Annotated in this window: 16 protein-coding genes; 14 read left to right on the top strand and 2 right to left on the bottom strand. The window is 50.4% G+C overall.

Going from position 1 to position 21,361, the window contains the following annotated elements:
- The first annotated feature begins 95 nt into the window (after positions 1-95).
- The 6 genes from ABDZ76_RS14715 (at position 96) to ABDZ76_RS14740 (ending at position 5,555) form a co-directional block, all read left to right on the top strand.
- Complete coding sequence (locus ABDZ76_RS14715; RefSeq protein ID WP_343807068.1) at positions 96-866, top strand: ABC transporter permease; 771 nt, start codon at positions 96-98, stop codon at positions 864-866.
- On the top strand, positions 863-1,930 hold the full coding sequence (locus tag ABDZ76_RS14720; protein ID WP_343806973.1) for an NAD-dependent epimerase/dehydratase family protein: 1,068 nt from the start codon (positions 863-865) through the stop codon (positions 1,928-1,930). Before ABDZ76_RS14715 ends, ABDZ76_RS14720 begins: the two co-directional genes overlap by 4 nt.
- Positions 1,917-2,741, top strand: coding sequence for a GNAT family N-acetyltransferase (locus tag ABDZ76_RS14725; RefSeq protein WP_343806976.1), 825 nt, complete (start codon positions 1,917-1,919; stop codon positions 2,739-2,741). Before ABDZ76_RS14720 ends, ABDZ76_RS14725 begins: the two co-directional genes overlap by 14 nt.
- A 47-nt stretch (positions 2,742-2,788) precedes the next feature.
- Positions 2,789-3,853, top strand: a complete 1,065-nt coding sequence (locus tag ABDZ76_RS14730) for a dihydrodipicolinate synthase family protein (protein ID WP_343806979.1) — start codon at positions 2,789-2,791, stop codon at positions 3,851-3,853.
- Positions 3,850-4,647, top strand: a complete 798-nt coding sequence (locus tag ABDZ76_RS14735; RefSeq protein ID WP_343806982.1) for an ABC transporter ATP-binding protein — start codon at positions 3,850-3,852, stop codon at positions 4,645-4,647. Before ABDZ76_RS14730 ends, ABDZ76_RS14735 begins: the two co-directional genes overlap by 4 nt.
- A 200-nt stretch (positions 4,648-4,847) precedes the next feature.
- Positions 4,848-5,555: a GntR family transcriptional regulator gene (locus tag ABDZ76_RS14740; protein WP_374844715.1), complete on the top strand. Its 708-nt coding sequence runs from the start codon at positions 4,848-4,850 to the stop codon at positions 5,553-5,555.
- On the opposite strand, the gene ABDZ76_RS14745 is transcribed toward ABDZ76_RS14740, so the two are convergent.
- Positions 5,556-6,596, bottom strand: coding sequence for a Gfo/Idh/MocA family protein (locus ABDZ76_RS14745; protein WP_343806985.1), 1,041 nt, complete (start codon positions 6,594-6,596; stop codon positions 5,556-5,558).
- A gap of 36 nt (positions 6,597-6,632) precedes the next feature.
- The gene (locus ABDZ76_RS14750) at positions 6,633-8,114 is read right to left on the bottom strand and encodes a mannitol dehydrogenase family protein (protein ID WP_343806990.1); all 1,482 of its coding nucleotides are present in this window, start codon (positions 8,112-8,114) and stop codon (positions 6,633-6,635) included.
- Positions 8,115-8,663: 549 nt separating this feature from the next.
- On the opposite strand from ABDZ76_RS14750, the gene ABDZ76_RS14755 reads away from it, so the two are divergent.
- The 8 genes from ABDZ76_RS14755 to ABDZ76_RS14790 all read left to right on the top strand — a co-directional run bounded on the left by ABDZ76_RS14755 (position 8,664) and on the right by ABDZ76_RS14790 (position 21,183).
- Positions 8,664-9,743, top strand: a complete 1,080-nt coding sequence (locus ABDZ76_RS14755) for an HlyD family secretion protein (protein WP_343806993.1) — start codon at positions 8,664-8,666, stop codon at positions 9,741-9,743.
- The gene (gene rbbA / locus ABDZ76_RS14760; protein WP_343806997.1) at positions 9,740-12,520 is read left to right on the top strand and encodes a ribosome-associated ATPase/putative transporter RbbA; all 2,781 of its coding nucleotides are present in this window, start codon (positions 9,740-9,742) and stop codon (positions 12,518-12,520) included. The genes ABDZ76_RS14755 and rbbA overlap by 4 nt, the downstream gene beginning before the upstream one ends.
- Position 12,521: 1 nt before the next feature.
- Positions 12,522-13,634, top strand: coding sequence for an ABC transporter permease (locus ABDZ76_RS14765; protein ID WP_343807000.1), 1,113 nt, complete (start codon positions 12,522-12,524; stop codon positions 13,632-13,634).
- Positions 13,635-13,693: 59 nt separating this feature from the next.
- Positions 13,694-14,878: an acetate/propionate family kinase gene (locus ABDZ76_RS14770; protein WP_343807003.1), complete on the top strand. Its 1,185-nt coding sequence runs from the start codon at positions 13,694-13,696 to the stop codon at positions 14,876-14,878.
- Between the two features lie 16 nt (positions 14,879-14,894).
- On the top strand, positions 14,895-17,279 hold the full coding sequence (locus ABDZ76_RS14775; protein WP_343807006.1) for a phosphoketolase family protein: 2,385 nt from the start codon (positions 14,895-14,897) through the stop codon (positions 17,277-17,279).
- 99 nt (positions 17,280-17,378) lie between these two features.
- Complete coding sequence (locus tag ABDZ76_RS14780) at positions 17,379-18,311, top strand: ribose-phosphate pyrophosphokinase (RefSeq protein ID WP_343807009.1); 933 nt, start codon at positions 17,379-17,381, stop codon at positions 18,309-18,311.
- Positions 18,308-19,669, top strand: a complete 1,362-nt coding sequence (locus ABDZ76_RS14785; RefSeq protein ID WP_425541771.1) for an MBL fold metallo-hydrolase RNA specificity domain-containing protein — start codon at positions 18,308-18,310, stop codon at positions 19,667-19,669. The genes ABDZ76_RS14780 and ABDZ76_RS14785 overlap by 4 nt, the downstream gene beginning before the upstream one ends.
- Complete coding sequence (locus ABDZ76_RS14790) at positions 19,666-21,183, top strand: thymidine phosphorylase family protein (RefSeq protein WP_343807012.1); 1,518 nt, start codon at positions 19,666-19,668, stop codon at positions 21,181-21,183. The genes ABDZ76_RS14785 and ABDZ76_RS14790 overlap by 4 nt, the downstream gene beginning before the upstream one ends.
- Positions 21,184-21,361: the final 178 nt, after the last annotated feature.

Consider the following 21,361-nt stretch of genomic DNA (forward strand, 5'->3'; position numbering starts at 1 on the left):
ATTCCTCTAAAAGCGCGGTTTACTTTAAATCGGGAACTCAGGGGGAGTAACAAATGGCCGAAGCAATTGATTCCGGCAGTGAACAGAAAGAACTGATGCGGCTGCAACGCCGCGAAACCAATAAAAATCGCGCTATTGCCATTGCCGTGCATGTGGCAGCATTGCTTTTTTGGGAGTTTGGTGTTCGTTGGTTTGAAGTGCCGCGCTATATTTTGCCTGCACCAAGTGATGTCATTGCGACAATTACAGCGGCCAAATATGACTGGTTCAACAATAGCTGGGTCACCGCCAGCGAAATTTTGGGCGGCTATCTGCTTGCCATCATATTGGGCATTGCGACAGCCTTGCTCTTTTCATGGTCAAAATGGCTGACAACGCTTGCTTTTCCGCTGCTGATCACCCTCAACATGATCCCGAAAGTGGCACTTGGCCCTTTGGTGATCGTCTGGTTCAGCTACGGTATCAGCACCAATATTCTTATTACTTTCTCACTCTGCTATTTCCCTATTTTGCTAACCACAATCAGGGGTTTGCGTGAAATTGAACCTGACCTTCTTGATTTGGTGAACTCGCTGCGCGGCACCAAATGGCAGCAATTTATCTATATCCAGTTACCTGGTGCCATGCCTTTCATTTTCTCCGGTATGAAGGTTGCAACCATTCTGGCAGTTGCCGGTGCAGTGGTCGGCGAATTTATCGCTTCCGACCGCGGTCTGGCTTACCTGATGATCCAGGTGCAAGCCTCTCTCGATACACCGGCGATGTTTATGGCCGTCACCCTTATCACGCTTATTGGCATGCTGCTTTATCTCGCAGTGCTGCTGCTTGAGCATATGATCGTCCCACAAGATGCGAGAAAATCATGACCATGACTTCATCACCAAACGACATTAAAATGCTGGATCAAAGCACCCCCCCTGCTGGTTTTGCCTCCATCGATGAACTCGAAACATTCTTGTCACTGCCGACACAAGCTCTGATTGATGATATGCGCAAACTGGACGGCGATATCATGATCCTCGGCGCATCCGGCAAAATGGGACCATCGCTTGCACGCCTTGCCAAAAATGCGGCACCGGAAAAGCGCATCGTTGCAGTTGCGCGTTATAGCGACCCTGCGGCACGCGAACAGCTGGAAATGCACGGCATTGAAACAATTGCCTGCGATATGCTGGCTCGTGATGCCTTGGCAAAGCTGCCGAAAATCAAAAACATCATCTTCATGGCAGGGCGTAAATTCGGTTCGAGCGGTGATCAGGCTGCCACTTGGGCAACCAATACGCTGATGCCGGCACTGGTTGCAGAAGTCTTCCACCAGTCACGCATTGTCGCTTTTTCCACCGGTTGCGTTTATGAATTTGTAGCGACCGACAGCATGGGCAGCAATGAAAATTCGCCGCTGAACCCTCCGGGCGAATATGCACAATCCTGCATCGGCCGCGAACGTTTGCTGGAACATTTCTCGCAGACCCATCAAACACCGGGCATTCTATATCGCCTGAATTATGCAATTGATCTGCGTTATGGTGTTTTGCATGACGTTGCCGTTAAAGTCCGCGATGGTTTGCCGGTGGATGTCACGATGGGACATGCAAATGTCATCTGGCAGGGTGATGCCAATGCGATTGCATTGCGCTGCCTGCTTCAGGCCACAGTGCCAACATCACCGATTAATGTGACCGGCCCTGAAACAATTTCCGTTCGCTGGCTTGCCAATGAATTTGCCCGCATGATGGGTAAGGAAGTTGTCATCACCGGTGAGGAAGCCGACAAAGTATGGCTTTCCAATGCGACACTCTCCAACCGTCTTTTCGGTTATCCGGTCGTTTCCCTCGGCCAGATGATGCAATGGACAGCAGACTGGGTCATGGCGCAGATGCCGTCGCATAACAAGCCGACGCATTTCGAGGCACGCGATGGCACCTACTGACGCTTTCAATATTGTTCAGCTGTCTGAAAACGACATGGATCAAGCCTGTTTGCTTTCAACACAAGCAGGCTGGAACCAGACTGAACAAGATTGGGAGCTGTTTTTCCGGCACGGGGTTGTTTTTGGCGTTTTTGCAACGCCGGAACAACTGGCCGCCAGTGCAGCTGTCATCCCCTATGGCGACGACATCGCATGGATCAGTATGGTTCTCACGAAAGCAGAATGGCGCGGGCGTGGCTATGGTACGGGTTTGTTAAAACATTGCCTGCAATGGACTGAAGCACGAAACCATACCGCCTTTTTAGATGCAACACCAGCTGGCGAACCGATCTATCGCGCCCTCGGTTTTGTGCCTTCGCTCAAAATCACACGCTGGCAAGGTTCTGGCAAAGGCTTAGCGTCAGAAACCTTAAGCCAGACCGCCTCTCACAATGCTAAAACCCAGGCAAACCTTGCCTTTGGTGCTGACAGAAGCTTTGTGCTGGAAAACTTTAACAAGCGTTATCCAGTTGTCACAAGCGCCAACGCATCAACGACATGCTTTGTCCGTGACGGGCGCTTGGCATGGCAGATAGGGCCGGTTATCGGCCACGATGAAGCCGAAGCATTGGAGTGTATCGAAGCCCTGATCAAACAATTATCAGGCGCTGTCTTCATTGATCTGCTCGACGATTATGCAAGCATTGCACAACGTCTGGTGCAGCTCGGATTTACCAAACAACGGCCATTTTTGCGGATGCAAAAAGGCTCACATCAATTGCAACAAACACAATACCAGACACTTGCCATTGCAGGGCCGGAATTTGGGTAGAGCGCCTGATTATAAACAAATCAAAGGGGCGTAAGGAGTTCAGGAAAATGGGATTACATTACACACAACTGCCTGAAAATGTTCTCAATATTATTCGCCGCGGCGCGGTTATTCCGGCGCATCCGCTGGCACTTGATGAGAACCGCAATTTTGACCGCAAACGTCAACGCGCTTTGACACGTTATTATATGGATGCCGGTGTCGGCGGTCTGGCGGTTGGTGTGCACACCACGCAATTTGCCATTCGTGACAATGACTTATACGAACCGGTACTCAAAGCTGCGATTGAAGACAGCCGCGCATGGACTGACCGTCCGCTTGCAATGATTGCAGGTGTTGCAGGTCAGACCGAGCAAGCTCGCAATGAGGCTAAAATCGCTCGTGAACTTGGCTATCACGCCGTTCTTATCAGCATGGGTGCGCTGAAAGGTCAGACAAGTGCGGAACTCATCCAGCATTGCAAAACCATTGCAGAAGAAATTCCTGTCATTGGTTTTTACATGCAAACCTCGGTTGGCGGCATTATTCTGGATGAAGATTTCTGGTGCGAATTTGCCCAAATCGACAATGCGATCGCGATTAAAGTAGCGCCGTTTCATCGCTATCGCACACTGGATGTGCTGCGCGGCATTGTCAAAGCTAAGGCTGAAAACAAGATCACACTTTATACCGGCAATGACGACCATATCGTTGCTGATCTGACACTGCCTTTTACCCTTGCACGCGGTGATGAAGCAGTCACGCTCCGTTTCAAAGGCGGCCTGCTTGGTCACTGGTCAGTCTGGACAAAACGCGCGGTAGAATTGCTTGAACGCATCCACGCAGAAACAGCCGACCACAAACCTGTGTCCCAGTCACTGCTTGCGCTGGATGCAAAAGTAACCGATTGTAATGCAGCCTTTTTTGATGTCGCCAATAATTTTCATGGCTGTATTGCTGGCTGTCATGAGGTTTTACGCCGCCAAGGTTTGCTGGAGGGCATCTGGTGTCTTGATCCTGAGGAAGGTCTTTCCAAAGGTCAGGCAGAAGAAATCTCCCGCGTTTATCAGGCACATCCTGATCTGAATGATGATGAATTCGTTGCAGCTAATCGCGAAAGGTGGCTCGCATGAACAGTCTTTCAACACAGCAAAGCGCCATTGCGCCGACACCGCTGATCCGCTTGCAAAATGTGCGCAAAACCTACCATACCGGCAACAAAGAATCCGTTGCAGTCTCCGATGTGACACTTGAGATCAATGAAGGCGATCTCTTGTCCGTCGTCGGCCCGTCCGGTTGTGGGAAAACCACTGTGCTTAAAATTCTGGCCGGTTTGCATAAAGAAAGCGGCGGCACCGTTACCATTGGTGACGGTACAAAAACCGACTTTGACGGCACGGATATCGGCATGGTTTTTCAGCAGCCTTTGCTGTTAAAATGGCGCACCATTGCCGAAAATGTTATTCTGCCTGCACAGATTTTAGGCTTACCGAAAAAGGCTGCCAAAGAGCGTGCCAAAGACCTTTTACATATGGTTGGCCTTGGTCATGCAACGGATAAATATCCATACGAGCTTTCCGGCGGCATGCAGCAGCGCGCAGCCATTGCACGCTCATTAATTCATGATCCTAAACTGGTTTTGATGGATGAGCCTTTCGGTGCATTGGATGCGATAACGCGGGAAAAAATGAACCTTGAAATGCTGCGGATATGGCAAGAGAGCAAGAAAACGTTTGTTTTCGTCACACACGGTATTCAGGAAGCTATTTTCTTAGGCTCGCATTGCGCCGTGCTGAGTGCAGGCCCTGCCCGTATGGCAGATTATTTTAAAATCGATCTGCCTGCCCCGCGCACATTAGACGTCAAACTGACCGAGCCTTTCGGCCAATATGTCCAGCGTGTCTACAAGCAATTAGGCATGAACTAACGACAACATCGATTAAGGGCTGATACTGAAATTGCATCAGCCCTCAATCTATTATTTTAGAATTCATTATTTTGCTGCCTGCACTTTACTTTTGAGCCGCGCATCAGCGCGTTTTTCTTCCATGCTTGGCGAATATCAAAAAACAATATACTAATATTTCAAAACTAAGATTTTCAAAGTAATTTCAGTAGGAAACAGCAGTGAGCTCGCAACCGATATTTGGTCAAACAGAGCAACCAAAGCGTCGGGCTGTCCGTGAAACTGCCGCCAAGCTTATTTACAGGGCATTGCAGGCAGATATCATCGCCATGAAACTTCTGCCCGGTACAGCCCTTAACGAAAAAACCTTTATCGACCATTTCGGGGTCAGCCGCACGCCGGTTCGTGAGGCTCTTATCCGCTTAAGTGAAGAAGGTTTGGTCGATATTTTCCCGCAATCCGGCACATTTGTAGCCCGAATTCCTGTCGACCGCATACCTGAAGCCGTCGTAATACGGCAAGCCTTAGAAGGCACAACGGCTGAATATGCAGCGCATGCCGCAACAAAAGAAGCAATCAGCAAGCTCGATGAACTGATTGAATTGCAAGAATTTCACGCCAAGCGCAGTAAATTAGATCTCTTTCACGAAGCAGACGATCAGTTTCACGAAGCGATCGCCGAGATATCAGGCTTTCCTGGTATCTGGCAACATTTGAAACTGGTAAAAATTCAGATCGATCGTGCGCGACGCATGACCGTGCCTGTACTTGGTCGCATGGATCAGGTTGTGCGCGAGCATAAACACATCCGCGATGCCATAGCCGCAAAAGATACGTCTGAAGCAGTCAAAGCCATGAAACAACACTTAAACGCTGTTTTACCGGACATTGACGAGTTGCGCAAAAGCCGGTCGGATTTTTTTGTCTGATTATAAAACGGCTTCTTTCTTGCCGGACTTTGCGGATTGCAACATCGCATCAATCAAAGTATGTGCCTGTAATGCCTCTTCACCACTGATGGCTGGTTTGCGCTTACTGATCAAAGCTTCGGCAAAATCTTCAATGATTGCCTGATGCAAACTATGCGAAAAAGCCATCGGATTCGCACCGGAGCCTGAGAGTTCTTCGCTTGCTATTGTTTCAGTACTGCCATCCCGCCAGATAATCTCCAGTTTACCGGCTGAAAGCCGCAAAGTTGCCTTCTCATAATAAAGCGAAATTGTTTCTGTATTGCCCGGATAACTCGCCGTTGAAGCCATGAATGAGCCCACAGCACCTGAAGCAAACTCAATACCCGCAGTAACAAAATCCTCGGCTTCCATCTGATGAAAACGTGAGGTAACAGCCATTGCCTGAACCGATTTGGCAGGCCCCGTCAAACTCAAAGCCATATCGATGGTATGAATTGCCTGCGTCAGCAATACGCCGCCGCCATCGCGCGCATAAGTGCCGCGTCCGGGCTCGTCATAATAAGTTTGCGGCCGCCACCACGGCACTGAAATTTCGCATATTCCTAAAGCGCCAAGCTTGCCGCCAGCCACCAATTGCACCGCGTTTTGATAAGCAGCTCGCATACGCAATTGAAACACAATACCTAACGAAACATCATGATCCTGACAAAGATCAACAATCATCTTTGCTTCATGGCTATTTCTGGCAACCGGTTTTTCCAGCAAAATATGCTTGCCCGCCCTTGCTAAGGGAGCAATAATTTCTTCACGCACATTGGGCGGGGTCAAAACAATTACAAAATCCACGGCCGGATCAGCCGCGATTTCTTCCACATCATAATAATGACGCAGGCGAACCCCAAGTTGCCTTTCCGCCCCTTCATGAAAGCTTTTGGACCGCTCATAATGGCGGCCTAAAACCCCATGCAAGTTGACTGTATCAGAAGCAGCAATCGCATCCAGATGCGTTTGCGCCACCATGCCGACACCAACGATGACCGCTTTTTTAATCTCTGCCACAGCCACTCCTCCCAGAGCAAACAAAGAACCTTATTCTTACTTAAACTGTGCTACGGATCGCGCTGCACCAATTTCCAGCAAGCTTTGCAGCGCGTGCTCTACACAAGCCCGAAAGATTTGATTTCCAGCCAGATCACGAGGGAAAATCTCTTCAATCGAGCAATAGGCTGCAACAAGTTCCGCTGCTGTTTTCTGCCCTGCAATGTGAGCCTGAATTTCCTGAACCAACGGATCGCGCACATCAATAGCTGCGCCTTTTTCATCCAGTCCGGTCGCATAGCGCATCCAGCCTGCAACCCCCATCGATAAGCGATCAATAGACTGCCCATCAGCCAATCGTTCGCGAATAGTCCCCAACAAGCGTTGCGGTAATTTTTGACTGCCATCCATAGCAATCTGCCATGTCCGATGCTTGAGTGACGAATTTCTAAACCGCTCAATCAGCTGATCTTTATAGTGGTTGAGATCAAAATCGGGCAGTTTCGGCAAAGTAGAGCTGATCTCTTCATCCATCATCTCGCGTATAAAACGCGCAAAACCTTCCGCCGCCATGACGTCAGAAACAGTTTCATGACCAGCCAAATAGCCAAGATATGCAATTGTTGAATGGCTGCCATTTAACAGCCGAAGCTTCATCAATTCAAAAGCCGAAACATCCTGCACAAAAGTAACACCCGCCATTTCCCACTTCGGGCGTCCATTGGTAAAATGATCCTCAACAACCCATTGGCTAAAAGCTTCAGTCATGATTGGCCAGGCATCAACCACTCCGGTTGCATCAACAATAGCGGAACGGTCAGCTTCTGTTGTGGCCGGCACAATCCGATCAACCATCGTAGACGGAAATGCCACATGTGCTGCAATATATTCAGCCAGTTCAGGATCACGCAGAGCTGCAAAACGTGTCACAACACGCTTAAGTGTTTCGCCATTTGAAGGCAGATTATCACAAGAAAGCACAGTGAATGGTGCCACGCCCGCTTGCCGACGACGGCGCAGCGCTTCCACAATGTAGCCAAGTGCAGAGCGTGGATGATTGTGCTCTTGTAAATCGTGAACAACATCAGCATGGCTTTCATCAAGCGTGCCGGTAGCTGGGGCGTAGCAATATCCCTTTTCGGTAATGGTCAGAGAAACAATTTTTATTTCAGGCTCACAAAGTGCATCCATCACAGTTTGAGGATTTTCCGGCGCGACCAATAATTGCACGACACTACCAATTACCCGCACTTGCTCATGGGCCGCAGAACGCACCGTAATAGTATAAAGACCATCCTGAGGGGCAAGCGCATCACGCGTATCAGGACTGCGCAAAGACACACCAATTATGCCCCATTCCTGCGCGTCGGCCTGTAAAATATCATCAGTATAAACAGCTTGATGCGCACGATGAAAGGCGCCAATACCAAGATGAACGATACCTGCTTTTAGCTTTTTTCGATCATAAGTCGGGCGTAAAACGTCTTGCGGTAACTGCTCAAGAACTTGCATTGATAAACGTGGATGTGTCTCACTCATTTTATGCTAATCCGCCCAAATTTTTATGCAGCTTTTAATTATCTCAATCAGAGCCGACTAAACATCTTTCAATCCGCTTACCGATCTTGCCGGACCATCTACCAATATTGATTGCAAGATATTAGCTAAACGATACGCCCCCCTCAACTCTACGACCTTAATTTTAAATATTAATATATCAATATGTCAACAAAACCTATGACATAAAACCGTAAAATAACGTGTTTTTAAATATCCTTAAGTACGGCAAGCGCAATCATTCTCAGTAAAATCTAAAAAGCAATATCAGTGAAAATGCTCATCCTCTCCATCAAAAAACTCTACGACTATAGTTGTAAATACTTTTAAAATTGAAATGGACGATACTTTTTTATCCGAAAAACACAGATCACAATTTTGTGATAAAGAAAAAAGGAAATAAAGAATCAATTTATAAGAATAATTACCTAATTTACCAAAAGAAATATTTAGCATTGACTAAAATCAATGACCGAGTTTGATTAATATCTCAGTCAGTTAAGAAAATTTCCGATTAGTCAGGCGCAGTCAATGTCAAAAAAAGAATCAGGCAAGTATAATAAATATACTCTTGTTATAATCTTGGCCCTCGTCGCAGCCGGCGGTTATTATGCCTGGCAAAAACTCAACAACAGCGGCCTGCCCGCTGGTATCGCTTCCGGCAACGGCCGAATTGAAGCCGTAGAAATCGACATTTCCACCAAAAGCCCAGGCCGCATTCGCGAGATCATGGCCGATGAAGGTGATTTCGTAAATGAAGGCGATATCCTCGCCCGCATGGATACCGATCAGGTCGAAAGCCAGCGTCGTCAGGCAGAGGCACAATTGCGCCGTGCCGAAATTGGCATTGAAACCGCTCACAGCCTCGTTGCACAGCGCGAAGCCGAGAAGAAGGCCGCAGAAGCCGTTGTCGCACAGCGCGAAGCACAACTTGATGCAGCCACCCGCCGCTTAACCCGCTCACAACAGCTCAGCGAAAGCCGCACTGTTTCACAGCAAATCCTTGATGATGACCGCGCCAATGCACGTGGCGTCGAGGCAGCTGTAAGCGCCGCCAAAGCGCAACTTGCTGCAACCGATGCCGGCATTAATGCCGCTAAAGCACAAGTGATTGATGCGGAAGCAGCCGTGGATGCAGCTAAAGCTGCCATTGCCAGCATCACAATTGAAATTGATGATGCAACGCTCAAAGCGCCAAAGCCTGGTCGCGTTCAATATCGTGTAGCCCAGCCGGGTGAGGTTATTTCTGCCGGTGGCCGCGTGCTCAATCTGGTTGACTTGAGCGATGTTTACATGACCTTCTTCCTGCCGACTGCGCAGGCAGGTCAGGTTGCAATCGGTGCAGAAGCACGCATCGTACTCGATGCAGCCCCGCAACTTGTTATTCCGGCAAGCATCAGCTTTGTGGCCGATGTTGCGCAGTTCACCCCGAAATCGGTTGAAACCGAAGAAGAACGCCAGAAACTGGTATTCCGTGTAAAGGCAAAAATCCCGCAAGAACTGCTTAAAAAGCACATTCAGATGGTAAAAACAGGCCTGCCGGGCAGTGTTTATGTCAAGTTGAAATCTGATGCTCAATGGCCAGACAACCTTGCGGAACCAGTAAAATGAACAGCCCATTGGCGAGCGGTATTGCAGCGGACGACAAACCAGTCGTCCGCATTCAAAATGTCAGCCTGTCTTATGGTGACAAGCAGGCTTTGCGTGACCTGACACTCGACATTCCGGCCGGTCGCATGATCGGCCTGATCGGCCCCGACGGTGTGGGAAAATCCAGCCTGTTGTCGCTGATTGCTGGTGCGCGCATCATGCAGGACGGCTTCATTGAGGTGCTCGACGGCGACATTGCCGACAAACGCCATCGCCAACAGGCTTTTCCGCGTATTGCCTATATGCCGCAAGGTTTGGGTAAAAACCTTTACCCGACCCTGTCGGTCTTTGAAAATATTGAGTTTTTCGGCAGATTATTCGGTCATAACAAACATGAACGCGAACGCCGCATTGCCGATCTTCTGGCACGCACCGGCATGTCGCCTTTTGCCGACCGTCCTGCTGGCAAGCTTTCCGGTGGTATGAAGCAGAAGACGAGTTTGTGCTGTTCGCTCATTCACGATCCTGATCTGCTTATTCTGGATGAACCAACCACCGGTGTTGATCCGCTCTCTCGTCGGCAGTTCTGGGAGCTGATTGACGATATCCGCAAAGATCGCCCCGGTATGAGCGTGATCGTTGCGACCGCCTATATGGAAGAGGCCGAGCGCTTCGACTGGCTGGTTGCGATGAATGACGGACAGATTCTCGCCAGTGGCACACCACAAGAACTTATGGCGCAAACAGGCACGCCGGATGTGGATACGGCCTTTATTGCGCTGCTGCCGGAAGAATTACGCCGCGATCACCATAAAGTGATCATCCCGCCACGCGATGAATCGATCACCGATATTGCGATTGAAGCCGAGCATGTCACCGTGCGCTTTGGTAAATTTACCGCGGTCAGCGATGTCAGTTTCCGCATTCCGCGCGGCGAAATTTTCGGTTTTCTTGGCTCCAATGGTTGCGGTAAATCCACCACCATGAAAGTGCTGACCGGCTTGCTGCCGGCAAGTGAGGGTATTGCGCGTCTTTTTGGCCGTGAAGTTGACACGAAAAACATCGATGTGCGTCGCCGCGTCGGCTATATGTCACAAGCATTTTCGCTTTATTCTGAATTAACCGTTCATCAAAATCTGGAACTTCATGCCAAGCTTTTTGGTATGGAGGAAGCACGCACCAAAGAGCGTATTGTCGAGCTCGCTGCACGTTTTGATTTGGGCGACATGATGGATGTCTATCCTGATGATATGCCGCTTGGTATTCGCCAGCGTCTGTCTTTGGCGGTTGCGCTTATCCATCAGCCTGATGTTTTGATCCTTGACGAACCGACCTCCGGCGTTGATCCGGTGGCGCGCGATGCTTTCTGGCAAATTCTGGCTGATCTTTCGCGTAAAGATAATGTAACAATTTTCGTCTCCACCCACTTCATGAATGAAGCGGAATTGTGTGATCGCATATCGCTGATGCATGCCGGTAAAGTGCTGATCAGCGATACACCGGCGGCAATCACCGCCAGCCGCAATGCTGAAACATTGGAAGAAGCCTTTATCGGTTATTTGGAAGATGCCATCGGCGAAACTGCCCCTGTCCCGCAACCGGTGCATGTGGCAGATGAAAAGATGAACAGTGAACCGGTAAGAGAGCTTCCGGCGCCTTCAACCAGCTGGATGCCGGATTTGCGGCGTTTGCTTGCTTATACGCGCCGTGAAACGCTGGAGCTTCGTCGTGATCCGATCCGTGCAACGCTTGCCATGCTCGGTAGTGTCATTTTGATGTTCGTGATTGGTTACGGTATCAATCTGGACGTAAACAACCTCAGCTTCGCGGTGATTGACCGCGATGACACCACGATCAGCCGTGACTATATACGCCAGTTCTCAGGCTCCCGCTATTTCATCGAAAAAGATCCGATCCTCGATTATGATGAGCTGGACAAGCGCATGCGTAATGGCGAGATCAGTCTGGCGCTTGAAATTCCTCCGAATTTCGGCCGCAATATTGAGCATGGCCGCCCTGTCGAAGTGGGTGCATGGATTGATGGTGCAATGCCTGTGCGTGCAGAAACCATTCAAGGCTATGTGCAAGGCACACATTTGAACTGGCTGTCGCAAAAAGCCCGTGAGCTTTATGGCAACACAACTGCGCTGACCAGCTTCAACATGGAAATCCGCTATCGCTATAATCCGGATGTACAAAGTCTGGTGGCTATGGTTCCCGCAGTTATTCCGCTGCTGCTGCTTGTCATTCCGTCGATGTTATCCGTGTTGAGTGTGGTGCGCGAAAAAGAACTTGGTTCCATCATCAATTTCTACGTGACACCTGTGACAAAGTTCGAGTTTCTGATCGGCAAGCAATTGCCTTATATCGGACTCGCCTTCTTCAACTTCCTGATGCTGACAGCCTTTGCGGTCTTCATTTTTCAAGTCCGCTTTACCGGCAGTTTCCTGACCTATGCAACGGCTGCTCTGCTTTATGTGATCATCACAACGGGCATGGGCTTGGTGATTTCCACCTTCATGAACAGCCAGATCGCCGCTATTTTTGGTACAGCTTTGATGACCCTCATTCCGGCTGTCCAGTATTCCGGCATTATTGATCCGGTGTCGTCGCTGCAAGGTGCGGGTGCCATTATCGGCCAGCTTTATCCGACCACCTATTTCACCATCATTTCACGCGGCACTTTCTCGAAAGCCCTCAGTTTCTCCGATCTGGGTCTGCCTTTCCTGATGCTGCTGATTACCATTCCGGTGCTGATGGTGCTGGGTATCATTCTACTCAAGAAACAGGCGCGCTGAGATGAGGATTGCCAATATATTCCGTCTCGGCATCAAGGAATTGCGCGGGCTTGCCCGCGATCCGATGCTGATTATCCTGATTGTTTACGCGTTTTCGCTGGCCATTTATACGGCTTCAAAAGCGATGCCGGAAAACCTCAACAATGCAGCCATTGCGATTGTTGATGAAGATCAGTCGCCGATATCCAGCCGTATCACCACTGCGTTTTATCCGCCTTATTTCGTGCCGCCGAAACTTATCTCAACGCACGAAATGGACAAGCGCATGGACTCCGGCCTTGATACATTTGCGCTTAATATTCCGCCAAGTTTTCAGCGTGATCTGCTGGCCGGTCGCAATCCGACCATCCAGCTTAATATTGACGCAACCCGCATGAGTCAGGCCTTCAGTGGTGGACGTTATGTCCAGACAATTGTCACCAACGAAGTGAGCGAGTTCCTGAACCGCTATCGCGGCGGCACCAAAATGCCGGTCGAACAGAATATGCGCGCCCGCTTCAATGAAGAGTTGAATAAAGGCTGGTTTGGCGCGGTCACCAATGTGATTGCTTCGGTCACCATGCTGTCGATCATTCTGACCGGTGCCGCACTCATCCGTGAGCGCGAACATGGTACGATCGAGCATCTTCTGGTGATGCCGGTCACCCCGATCGAAATCATGATCAGTAAGGTCTGGTCGATGGGGCTGGTTGTGCTTGTGGCAACAGCCTTGTCGTTGCTTTTTGTGGTGGAAGGCATATTGGCCGTGCCGGTCAATGGCTCACTGATACTGTTTTTGATCGGCGTTGCGCTTCAACTTTTCGCCACCACGAGCCTTGGCATTTATCTGGCAACCATTGCCGGTTCCATGCCGCAATTCGGGCTCTTGATCATCCTTATTCTGTTGCCGTTGCAGGTCTTGTCCGGTGGCATGACACCGCGTGAAAGTATGCCGGAAATCATTCAATATATCATGCTTGCGGCACCAAACACGCACTTCGTCATTCTTGCCCAATCGGTTCTTTTCCGTGGTGCAGGTTTGAGTGTGATCTGGCCGCAATTCCTTGCACTTATAGTGATCGGTTCGGTGCTGTTCTTCTTTGCACTGAAACGCTTCCGCAACTTCCTGAGGTGATCCGCCGATAAAAACTGCCGCACGCTGATTGCAATACTGTCTTTATGTTAGGACTTGGAATGAATGATTTAATCCTCACATTCAATACAGGATCATCTACCGTTAAAATCGGCAGTTTTGAATGTGATGGCTCGTCTTTAAAAAAATCGGCAAAAGCAGGCATCGACTTTGCCGCGTCTCCGTTGAATTTTCATATGGAGCGCGGCAAGGAACGGCTGGATATCAAGCTGCAAGCACAAGATTCCGCCGATATTGTTGCTGTCTTAAGCGAAGTTTTTGACAAACTTTCAACCCATATCGACCTTGCCCGCGTCAAAGCAATCGGGCACCGTGTTGTGCATGGCGGCGATATTTTTGCCGGTCCCGTGCTGATTGATGAAAAAAGCATTCAGGCAATTGATGATCTGTCAGCCTATGCGCCACTGCATCAGCCTAAATGTCTGGCACTGATTAAAGCAATCCGTCAGCTTTTCCCTGATATTTTGCAAACAGCCTCCTTTGACACTGCATTCCATCGCACCATGCCGGATGTGATCCGCCGCTTTGCTATTCCGCGTGCAATGCACGATCAGGGCATCAAGCGCTATGGATTTCACGGCCTTTCTTACCAATCCATCGCGCAACAATTTAACGAGCTCAAGCCCGACTTAGGCCGAAAAAAGCTCATTGTTGCGCATCTTGGCAGCGGTGCCAGTATTTGCGCGCTTGAGAACGGCAAGAGCGTCGATACCAGCATGAGCTTTTCAACACTGGACGGTATTCCGATGGCAACACGCTGCGGTAATATTGATGCTGGTGTGCTGCTACATTTGCTGAGCCAGCAGAAGATGAGCACCGATGCACTGACCGATCTGCTTTATCATCGCTCCGGCCTGCTCGGTGTTTCAGCCATCAGCGGCGATTGCCGTGAATTGCTGGTAAGCGATACTCCCGAAGCGCACCAAGCGATTGAACTTTTCACCACCCGTATTGCTGGCGAGATCACCCGTCAGGCGACAAGCCTTGGCGGGATGGATGCCGTTATTTTCACCGCCGGCATTGGCGAACATCAGCCGGAAATCCGCGCCCGCATCGCGCGCAAGTTACAGTGGCTAGGCCTTGAACTGGACAATGCAGCCAACAAAAAAAATGCTTTTTGCATCACTCAAGAGACAAGCAAAATCGTGGCTTTCATGCTCACTACCGATGAAGAGCGTGTCATCGCTACCGAAACCCTCACTGTTTTAAACCAATCCTCCCAATAGGTTAAGGAATTCCGGAATGAATAATCAGACTGGCGCCCAGCCCCTTTCCCCTGAACAGCTAAAACTCACCGACCGCTATTGGCGCGCTGCCAATTATCTTTCTGTCGGCCAGATTTATCTGATGCAAAATCCGATGCTGCGTGAGCCGTTAAAGCCTGAACATGTCAAGCCGCGTCTGCTTGGCCATTGGGGCACCACCCCGGGTTTGAACTTCATCTATGTGCATCTCAACCGCATCATTAAAGAGCGCAATGAAGATGTGCTTTATGTTTGCGGCCCCGGTCATGGTGGCCCCGGCATGGTGGCGAATACCTATCTGGAAGGCACTTATACCGAAACCTATCCCGACATCACCGAAGATGTGGAAGGCATGCAAAAGCTTTTCCGCCAATTCTCGTTCCCCGGCGGTATTCCAAGCCATGTGGCACCGGAAACACCGGGCTCCATTCATGAAGGCGGCGAGCTTGGCTACGCGCTTGTGCATGCCTTTGGCGCAGCTTTTGACAATCCTGATCTGGTGGTTGCCTGTGTTGTGGGTGATGGTGAAGCCGAAACCGGCCCATTGGCTGCCGCATGGCATTCCAACAAATTTCTCAACCCGAAGCGTGACGGCGCGGTGCTGCCGATCCTGCATCTCAACGGCTATAAAATTGCCAATCCGACATTGCTTGCACGTATGTCAGATGAAGATCTGCACAGCCTTTTCACCGGTTATGGCTATGAGCCGTTTTTCGTAGAAGGCCATGAGCCGGAAGCCATGCACCAGCAAATGGCCTCGACTTTCGACAAGGCTTTTGACCGCATCAAAGCGATTAAAAATCAAGCCGATATCAAATCACCGGAGCGTCCGCGCTGGCCGATGATTATTCTGCGCAGCCCGAAAGGCTGGACAGGGCCAAAAGTGGTTGACGGTAAAATGGTGGAAGACCATTGGCGCTCCCATCAGGTGCCGGTCGCCAATTGCCGCGCCGATGATGCGCATCGCCAAATCCTCGAAGACTGGATGCGCAGCTATGATCCGGAAGATCTGTTTGACGCAAGCGGCAAGCTGAAACCGGAGCTGCGCACAATGGCACCGGATGGCGAAAAGCGCATGAGCGCCATTCCGCATTCCAATGGCGGCTTGTTGCGTAAAGAGCTAAACACACCGGATATCCGCAAATATGCGGTCAATGTCACCGAACCGGGTGCGGTGCAAGAACAAACCACCAAAATCCTCGGCGACTATCTGCGGGATGTCATCCGCCTCAATGATGAAGAAAAAAACTTCCGCGTTTTCGGGCCTGATGAAACCGCCTCCAACCGTTTGGGCAGTGTTTTTGAAGCAACGGACCGTGTCTGGATGGCTGAAACTTTAGATAGTGACGACCATCTGGCCGCGGATGGCCGCGTGATGGAAGTTTTGAGTGAGCATCTGTGTCAGGGCTGGCTGGAAGGCTATTTACTCACCGGACGCCACGGCTTCTTCTCCTGCTATGAAGCCTTTATCCATATTGTGGATTCCATGTTCAACCAGCACGCCAAATGGTTGCAGGTGGCACGCGAACTGCCATGGCGCAAGCCGGTGGCCTCGCTCAACTATCTGCTGACCTCCCATGTCTGGCGTCAGGATCACAATGGTTTCTCCCATCAGGATCCCGGCTTTGTTGATCTGGTTGCCAATAAGAGCGCCGATATTGTGCGCGTTTATTTTCCGCCGGATGCCAATACGCTGCTTTGGGTGGGCGATCACTGCCTCAAAACATGGAACCGCGTGAATGTGATTGTGGCCGGCAAGCAGCCATCACCACAATGGCTCACCATGGATGAAGCAGTAAAACATTGCGAAGCCGGTCTTGGTAAATGGGATTGGGCTGGTAGCGAAGACGGCATGGAGCCGGATTTGGTGATGGCTTGCGCCGGTGATGTGCCGACCATGGAAACATTGGCCGCCACAGCCATGCTGCGTGAAGCATTGCCACATTTGCGCATTCGCGTTGTCAATATTGTTGATCTGATGGCGCTGCAATCACCGCAGCATCATCCGCATGGTGTTGACGACAGTGAATTCGATGCGCTTTTCACCACAGACCGTCCGGTGATTTTTGCCTATCACGGCTATCCATATCTCATCCATCGTCTGGTTTATAAGCGCACCAACCATCCGAACTTCCACGTTCGCGGCTTTATCGAAAAAGGCACCACCACAACGCCGTTCGATATGGCAGTGATGAACGAGCTTGACCGCTATCACTTGGCAATTGAGGCGCTCAAGCGTCTGCCTTTGGCCGCTGATATTGCCGAGCCGCTGATCGCTTCGCTCAATGAGAAGCTGCAAAAGCACCATGTCTATGTGCGTGAACATGGCGAAGACATGCCGGAAGTGCGCGATTGGAAATGGCCGCATAAGCGCGACACATAAGCTTAATTGCCGACAAAAGGAGCGGGCATTATTGCCCGCTCCTGTTTTGCTTATTTCATTCTCGTTATTTAAAAATCAACAATAAACGGATGAGCTAACATGGCTTCTAACTCTGTTGAGAAACGTCTGATTATTCCTTTGCCCGGCAATGAAGAACTCGCAGCCGCTATTGCTGCTGCCGGTAATTTCCAGCTTGGTGCATTGGAAACCCGCCACTTTCCCGATGGTGAAAGCTATGTGCGTTTTCTGGATGATGTCGAGGGACGTCATGTTGATCTGATCTGCACACTGGCACATCCGAACGACAATTTTCTGGCTGTTGTTTTTGCAGCTGATGCCGCGCGTGAATTCAACGCCCGCTCCGTCAATCTGGTAACGCCATATCTGGCCTATATGCGTCAGGATATTCGTTTCAAAGCAGGTGAAGCCATTACATCGCGCACATTTGCACGCCTTGTTTCCTCATCATTTGACAGTTTGCTGACAATCGACCCGCATCTGCACCGCTATCATTCTTTGTCGGAAATTTACACCATCCCCGCCACGCATCTGGCCTCTGCACCGGTATTGGCCAAATGGATCAGCCAGAACATTGAAAAGCCTTTGCTGATTGGCCCCGACGAAGAAAGCGAACAATGGGTAAGCCAGATCGGCGAACTCTCCGGTGCGCCTTTCACAGTTTTACGCAAAACCCGTTACGGCGACCGCAATGTGGAAATTCACATGGGCGATCTCTCGCAATGGAAAGGCCGGACACCGGTTTTAGTGGATGATATTGCCTCTTCCGGCCGCACAATGGTGGAAGCTGCCAAACAGCTGCAAGCCCAAGGTCTTGCCAAGCCTGTTTGTGTTGTCGTTCACGGGCTGTTTGCCGATGATGCCTATCAGCGCTTAAGCGCGATTGCAGAAAAAGTCGTCTCCACCGATTGCGTGCCACATATCAGTAACGGCATTTCTGTTGCCGAATTGCTGGTGGAAGGCATCAATGAATTTGCCGCAACCCAAACCCCAAAGGCAGAAAAGAGCGCATGATGCTGACACTCAAACCATTAGGTGCTGCGGGCACCGTGACCGGTTCCAAACATCTGCTTTCCAATGGCAAGCACAATGTGCTGATTGATTGCGGCTTGTTTCAAGGTTTCAAAAACCTACGCGAGCTGAACTGGGAAAATTTAAGCATTGCCGCGCGCGATATTGATGCGGTAATTTTAACCCATGCCCATCTCGATCACAGCGGCTATCTGCCCCGTCTGGTCAAGCAGGGTTTTCGCGGCAAGATTTACTCCACCTCCGCCACCCGCGATGTGGCGGAGCTGATCCTCAAAGATAGCGGCCATTTGCAGGAAAAAGACGCCGACTTCCTCAACCGCCATAAACTGACCAAGCACGCTCCGGCATTGCCGCTTTATGATGCGCGTGACGCCGAAAATGCATTAGGGCATTTCTCCCGTGTGGAATTTGATCAGACCATCACTATTCTCGATGATCTGCAATTCCGTTTCCGCTATGCCGGTCACATTTTAGGGGCTGCCAATGTGCAGATCGATTGGGCAGGCAAGCGCGTTGTTTTCTCTGGTGATATCGGACGTTACAATCATCCCTTGATGCCCGATCCGATCACCCCGGAAGAAGCAGATTATGTGGTGGTGGAATCCACCTATGGCAACCGACTGCATGATCATACCGATCCGGCGGAAGCACTTGGTGCCATCACCGAAAAAACTGTTCAGCGTGGCGGCACATTGGTAATCCCTTCCTTTGCGGTTGGCCGTGCGCAGGAACTGCTTTATTATTTCTGGAAGCTGAAACAAGCTGGCCGTTTAAGTGCTGTGCCGATTTTCCTCGATAGTCCGATGGCCATTGATGCAACCACTATGATGAGCCGTCACATGGATGATCATAAGCTGACACCGGATGAAGCCCGCGAAGCTTACAAGATCGCGCGTTACACCGAGGATGTGGAAGATTCAAAAGCCATCAATAATAATCCATATCCGAAAGTGATTATTTCTGCTTCCGGCATGGCAACCGGCGGCCGTATTCTGCACCATTTGAAGAACTATGCGCCTGACATCAAAAACACTATTTTGCTGGCTGGTTTTCAGGCAGCAGGCACACGCGGGCGTGCGTTACGCGAAGGTGCAAAAGAACTGAAAATCCATGGCATGTGGGTGCCGGTTAATGCGGAAGTGGCGCAAATTGATACACTTTCAGGCCATGCCGATGCCAAAGAGCTGATCCGCTGGCTTTCCGGCTTCCGTATTCCGCCGAAGAAAACCTTCATCGTGCATGGTGAACCGGATGCTTCAGAAGCCTTGCGCGTTCTTATCGGCCGTGAACTTGGCTGGGAGAGTGTTGTTCCGCGTCAGGATCAGGAATTCAAACTATGAGCCGCGTTCATTGCGATCACCCGCCGCTGAAAGCCAGACGCCTCGGGCTTTTTACCCATGATCAGGCGGTAGTGATCATGCGCACGGATTGTCCCGCCTGTCATTCGGCGGGGCTTTCTTCTCGCTCGCATGTGCAGGTTTATGCCGGTGACCGCTCCATCTATGCAGAGCTTTTGCAAATCGACAGTGAATTGCTAGAACTTGATACCATCGGCATGTCGCAAACGGCATGGGATTTATTAGGCGTTGAAGAAGGTGACGAAGTGGAAGTGAGCCACCCGCCGGCGCTCACTTCACTTTCCCATATTCGCAGCCGTATTTATGGCAACCGCTTCGATTATGAAGGCATCAGCGCGATTATCGATGATGTGGTGGCACGCCGTTACACGGATGTGCATCTGGCCGCCTTCCTGACTGCCAGCGCCACACCGCCGCTTGATACACAAGAAACCATCTATCTGACCAAAGCCATGATTGGTGCCGGTGAGCGCTTGGACTGGAACAAAGACATTGTTCTCGACAAGCATTGTGTCGGCGGTTTGCCGGGCAACCGCACCACACCGCTTGTTGTTGCCATTGTCACCGCGCACGGGCTCACTATGCCCAAGACATCCTCACGCGCCATCACTTCCCCTGCCGGAACTGCAGACACGATGGAAACCATGACACCGGTTGATCTGGAACTCGATAAACTGAAAAAAGTGGTGCGCGAACAAGGCGGCTGCATGGCATGGGGTGGCGCAGTGCAGCTCAGCCCTGCCGATGATGTCTTTATCCGTATCGAGCGCGATCTTGATATTGATACCGAAGGCCAGCTTGTCGCTTCCGTATTGTCGAAAAAAGTCGCGGCCGGTTCCACCCATGTCGTGATCGATATCCCAATCGGCCCGACAGCCAAGGTTAGAAGCATCGAAGCGGCAGACCAGCTCAGCGAATTGCTTACAACTGTTGGTAAAGAGTTTGGCCTGACGGTTGCTTGCGTTTATACCGACGGCACTCAGCCGGTGGGTAAAGGCATCGGTCCCGCACTTGAAGCCCTTGATGTGCTGGCCGTGTTGCGCAATGAAGAAAATGCACCGCAGGATTTACGAGAGCGCGCAGCTGTTCTGGCCGGTCTTGCACTGGAAATCGGCGGCGTGGCGGCAAAAGGCGAAGGCACGGCTCTCGCGCTTCAAACCATTGCCAATGGCCGTGCATGGGAAAAATTTCGCGATATCTGCATTGCGCAAGGCGGTTTGAATATCCCTGAAGTGGGCGACCATGTCTATACGGTGACAGCGCCATTTGATGGTGTGGTCAGCAATATCGATAATCGCAATCTGGCGCGTGTCGCCAAGCTTGCCGGTGCGCCACGCTCAACAGGTGCAGGCATCTATATGGATGTAAGACTTGGTGATCCGGTGAAAAAAGGACAATCTTTGTTCAAGGTTTATGCCGGAGCACCGGGCGAACTGGCTTATGCTGTCGAATTTTCCGAACAAGCAGAAACACTGGTTGATATTCAGCCTGTATAATAAAATGAACCCGCCGGTGAAACTTTTACCGGCAGGTTTTCAAAAACAGCAACAATGGTCAGATAATCCGCTCTAATCAATATTTTCAGTGGATTAGCGCCAAGTTAAGCATCACATAAATGTGATATTTTATTATATTTCTTGAAAACATGACATTCGAATGCAACTATAGACTGAT

The sequence above is a fragment of the Paenochrobactrum glaciei genome (genome assembly GCF_039522165.1).
In the GTDB taxonomy this organism is placed as follows: Bacteria; Pseudomonadota; Alphaproteobacteria; order Rhizobiales; family Rhizobiaceae; genus Paenochrobactrum; species Paenochrobactrum glaciei.